Consider the following 4,299-nt stretch of genomic DNA (forward strand, 5'->3'; position numbering starts at 1 on the left):
TGGCCGTGGCCGTGGGCCGGGTGGTCGTCGGCGGCGCCGACGTGAGCGGCAGGGGCGTCGGGGTTCCGCTGAGCGGCGGCGTCCGCGTCGGGCCGCCGCCGTGGCGCGCCTGCTCCTGCGGGTCGGACTTCACCACCGCGAGTACGCCGACGAGCACGGCGGCCGCGAGCAGCACGACGCCGATGATGAGCCACCGCCGGTCGGGTCTCATCGGGCGGCGGCGTCCCGGTGCGGCTCCCAGGCCTCGATGGCGTGCGTGAAGTAGCTGGGCAGACCGTTCCAGGGGTTCGCGCCGGCGCGGTCGGTGGCGAGCACGGTCGCCACGTTACCGGCGACGGCCCGGCGCAGCACGCCCGCCAGACCGTCGGCCGGGACGTCGTAGACGAGGTGCCAGAACCGCGCGGCCGGCAGCCCGTACGCCCAGGCGGGGCTGGGGGCGCCGGCGTGTGCGGCGGCCGTCCCCTCGAACGTCACGAGCGCGTCCGCCAGGTCCGCGTAGGCGGGCGCCGGCCACGTCCCGTGGTTGGCGACCAGCGTGCCGGGCGCCCCGGCCCGCGCCGCGGCGACGACCCGCCCGTGCGCGACGAGCCGGTCGGCTGCGGTGACGACGCGGTCCAGGAACAGGCCCGCGACCGGGTACCAGGCGCGGTAGCGTTCGGCGTCGGCCCGGACCGCGGCCGGGGACCGCTCCCCGTAGGCGGTGTCGACGTAGCCGAGCACCGTGCCGCCCCGCTCGGCGACGGCCCGGATGGCCGCGCCGAGCACCGGCTCGGGCGCGGCTCCGGGGCCGTCGGCGATGTTGAGCACGACCGCGCGCAGCCGCCCCGCGTGCTCCGCGAGCGTCACCCAGTCGTCCCGGGCGACAGCCGGATGGAAGTACGCCGGCACGGCCAGGCGGCGCCCGGCGGGAATCACGCGGGGACCTCGGCCGCGTGCCACATGTCGGCCACCGAGGCGGCCACGTCGATGGCCGGCTGCCAGCCCAGGACCGCGCTGGTCACCGTGATGTCGGCCCGCTGCCAGGTGAGCGACGCCGAGTGCGGCGACCCGGCGCCCGTCTCGCGCACGGGCGGGCAGCCCGCCGCGTCGGCGGCCGCCGCGGCCAGCTCCCGCAACGCGGTGGCCCGGCCCGAACCCACGTTGAGTACGCCCGGCAGCCCGTCCCCGGTCGTCGCCGCCGCGACGACGGCGGTCGCCACGTCGCGGGCGTCGATGAGGTCGCGGTGCCCGTCGAGCGCGCCGACCGTGGCGGGTTCACCGGTGGCCCGGGCCCGCCGCAGCTGCGCGACGAGCCGCCCGGCCAGCTGGTTCTCCGACGCGCCCGGCCCGATCGGGTTGAACACCCGCAGCACCGTCACGTCCAGCTCGTCGCGGGCGGCGAGCGCCAGCGCCGTCCCGGCCAGTTTCGTCACCCCGTACGGGCTGGTCGGCGCCGTGGGGGTGCGCTCGGTGACGGCGACCCCGGGCGGGGTGATGCCGTACTCGGCGGCCGAGCCGAGGTGCACGAACCGGCCGCCGAACCCGGTGCGGTGCAGCGCGGACAGCACCGTGGCCACCGCCACGACGTTGCCGCTGACCAGCTCGACCGGGTCGGTGCCGGTGACGCCGGCGCAGTTGACGACCGCGTCGGGCGCCACCGCGCGGACCAGGTCGGCCATGGCGGCCGGGCCCGCCGTGGCGAGGTCGACCTGATGGTCGACCCCGCCCGGGCCCGGCCGCCGGCCGGCGGTGACGACCTCGGTGCCGGGCCGGCCGGCGAACGCGGCCGCGACGTGGCGGCCGAGGAAGCCGGTGACGCCGAACACGAGGACACGGGTCACGACGGGGCGCCCTTGAGCAGTACGTCGCCGAGGATGTCGAACTCCGCGTTGGCCCGGTCGTAGTCGTCGGGGCGGCCGATGTCGAGCCAGTGGCCGTCGAACGGGTACGCCCGGGGGTTGAGGTTGTTCGCGAGCAGGTCGAGCACCAGCTCGTCGAAGCCCAGCGGCAGGCCGGGGGTGTAGCGGTCCAGCACGCTGGCCGTCAGGCCGTAGACGCCCATGCTGACCCGGTAGTCCATGGTCGGCTTCTCGGTGAAGTCGACGATGCGCTCGCCTTCCGTCGCCAGTACGCCGAAGTCGATTTTGACCTCACGACCGTACGTGGCGACGGTCAGGCCGGCGCCGGACGCCTGGTGGGTGCGCATCAGGTCGGCGAAGTCCAGGTCGGTGAGGACGTCGCCGTTCATGACGATGAAGTGCTCGGGCAGGCGGTCGCGCATGGTCAGCAGCGGACCGATCGTGCCGAGCGGGCTGGACTCGGTGGCGTACTCGACGGACTGCAGGCCCCATTGGCTGCCGTCGCCGACGTACGCGCGGATGAGGTGGCCGAGGTGGCCGATGGCCAGGGTCACCGTGCGGAAGCCATGATGCGACAGCTGCCGCATGATGATCTCCAGGATCGAGTACCGGTCGCCGATGGGGACGAGTGGCTTGGGCAAGCTGGTGGTGTACGGCCGCAGCCGCACCCCCTTGCCACCGGCCAGGATCACGGCGTGCATGGGAACCTCCTCGTATCGCGCGGTTCAGACCGCGTAGCTGCCGGGGCGGTAACGGGCCAGGTTGGCCGGATCGCAGAACCAGTCGATGGTGACCTTGAGGCCGTCGGCGAGGGAGTGCTGCGGCGCCCAGCCGGTGGCCTCCCGCAGCTTGGAGCTGTCGCACACCAGGCGCATGACCTCGGAGTTGTCGGGGCGCAGCCGCTGCGTCTCCTCGCGCACGGGCACGGGGCGACCCATCAGCTCGGTGATCTGGGTGACCAGGTCGCCGACCGAGATCTCACCGCCCGTGCCGGCGTTGAACAGCTTGCCGACCACCTTGTCAGCCGGCGCCGTGCCGACCGTGACGAAGGCGGAAACGGTGTCGGCCACGAAGGTGAAGTCGCGGGTGGGGGTGAGCGCGCCCAGCCGGATCTCGTCCGCGCCGGCCGCGAGCTGGCTGATCACGGTCGGGATGACGGCGCGGGCGCTCTGCCGGGGACCGAACGTGTTGAACGGGCGCAGCGTCACCGCCGGCACCTCGAAACTGTCGTGGTAGCTCTCGACGAACTTGTCCGCGGCGAGCTTGCTCGCGGCGTACGGCGACTGGGTCTGCTGCGGGTGCGACTCGGAGATCGGGACCGTGCGCGCGGTGCCGTAGGTCTCGCTCGTCGAGGTGTGCACCATGCGCGGCGTGCCCGCCTCGCGCACCGCCTCGAGGACGTTGACCGTGCCGATCACGTTCGTCTCCACATAGGAGCGCGGCGCGCGGTAGGAGTACGGGATCGCGATGAGCGCGGCCAGGTGGTAGACCACCTCCGCGTCCTTCACGATCTCGCGGGCGCACGCGGGGTCGCGCACGTCGCCGGAGACGACCTCCACTTCTGCCAGCACGTCGCGGTCGAGGGAGTCGAGCCACCCCCACGAGCCGAGGGAGTTGTACTGCGCGAGGGCGCGGACCCGGTGGCCGTCGGCGACGAGCCGTTCCACCAGGTGCGACCCGATGAAGCCGTCCGCGCCGGTCACGCCGACCATGCCTGCCATGTGTGGCTCCTTCAACGATGCTGGGTGGCCCGGGTCAGGACGACCAGGGCGTAGGCCAGGAGGACAAGGGTCAGGCCGGCGGCGACCGCGAACTGCAGCGCGGTCACGTCGACCCGGTACCCGGCGCGGGACCCGAGGGCCGCGACGAGACATTCGGTGGCCAGCGCGGCGGCGCCGGAGAGCACCGCGACGTGGCGGACCCCGCATGCCATCAGCAGCAGGGCGAGGAAGAACGCGCCGCCGAGCGCGCCGGCCGCGATGAGCGCGTCGGCCGGCGGCACGTCGCCGCTGAGCAGGGCGGTCAGCCCTGCGCACGCGGCGGACAGGGCGGCCACCACGACGAGGTACGCCGCGAGGACCACCATCAGCGCGCCCGCCGACCAGTTCCGGAACGCGCGCAGCGTCGAGCGCTGGTGCAGCGCGTCGTGCGCGGCGGCCCGGTAGCGGTAGAGCAGCCACTCGGCGAACCCCATGCTGACCGCGAGCGGCAGCAGCACCACGCCGCCGGTGACGGCGGTCAGGCCGCTGGGCGTGCCGGCGCCGACCTCGTCGAGCAGTCGGCCGGCGGTCGGGATGAACACCAGCAGGCCCGCCGCGACCAGCCCGTACGCGGCCTGTTCGGCGGCGTCGCCGAGGTCGCGCCCGGCGGGCCAGCGCCCGGTGCGGCTGCCGGCGGTGAGCCGGACGGCGAGGCCGATCGTGGCGAGCACGGTGGCCGCCGCGCAGGCGGCGGCGACGAG

5 protein-coding genes and 1 pseudogene are annotated in these 4,299 nt (G+C 74.6%); all 6 read right to left on the minus strand.

What is annotated here, in order from left to right:
• A pseudogene (locus tag ABD211_RS31400) lies at positions 1-211 on the minus strand (hypothetical protein); the annotation flags it as partial.
• Positions 208-915 carry a spherulation-specific family 4 protein gene (locus ABD211_RS31405; RefSeq protein WP_344139780.1) on the minus strand — a complete coding sequence of 236 codons (708 nt, stop codon included), beginning with the start codon at positions 913-915 and terminating at the stop codon, positions 208-210. The gene ABD211_RS31405 and the pseudogene ABD211_RS31400, both read right to left, overlap by 4 nt.
• Positions 912-1,820 carry an SDR family oxidoreductase gene (locus tag ABD211_RS31410; protein WP_344139783.1) on the minus strand — a complete coding sequence of 303 codons (909 nt, stop codon included), beginning with the start codon at positions 1,818-1,820 and terminating at the stop codon, positions 912-914. The genes ABD211_RS31405 and ABD211_RS31410 overlap by 4 nt, the downstream gene beginning before the upstream one ends.
• Positions 1,817-2,539 (minus strand): sugar phosphate nucleotidyltransferase, encoded by a 723-nt coding sequence (locus ABD211_RS31415; RefSeq protein ID WP_344139787.1) that lies wholly within the window; start codon positions 2,537-2,539, stop codon positions 1,817-1,819. Before ABD211_RS31415 ends, ABD211_RS31410 begins: the two co-directional genes overlap by 4 nt.
• A gap of 24 nt (positions 2,540-2,563) precedes the next feature.
• Positions 2,564-3,559 carry an SDR family NAD(P)-dependent oxidoreductase gene (locus ABD211_RS31420; RefSeq protein ID WP_344139790.1) on the minus strand — a complete coding sequence of 332 codons (996 nt, stop codon included), beginning with the start codon at positions 3,557-3,559 and terminating at the stop codon, positions 2,564-2,566.
• Positions 3,560-3,570: 11 nt separating this feature from the next.
• A partial coding sequence (locus ABD211_RS31425) for a hypothetical protein (protein WP_344139793.1) occupies positions 3,571-4,299 on the minus strand: 729 nt, incomplete at its 5' end.

It is taken from the genome of Luedemannella flava (assembly GCF_039528515.1).
Classification (GTDB): Bacteria; Actinomycetota; Actinomycetes; order Mycobacteriales; family Micromonosporaceae; genus Luedemannella; species Luedemannella flava.

Excerpts from the sequence above, each read along its gene's own strand:
- ABD211_RS31415 (WP_344139787.1), bottom strand. The coding sequence starts at position 2,539 with ATGCACGCCGTGATCCTGGCCGGTGGCAAGGGGGTGCGGCTGCGGCCG.
- ABD211_RS31420 (WP_344139790.1), bottom strand. The coding sequence starts at position 3,559 with ATGGCAGGCATGGTCGGCGTGACCGGCGCGGACGGCTTCATCGGGTCG.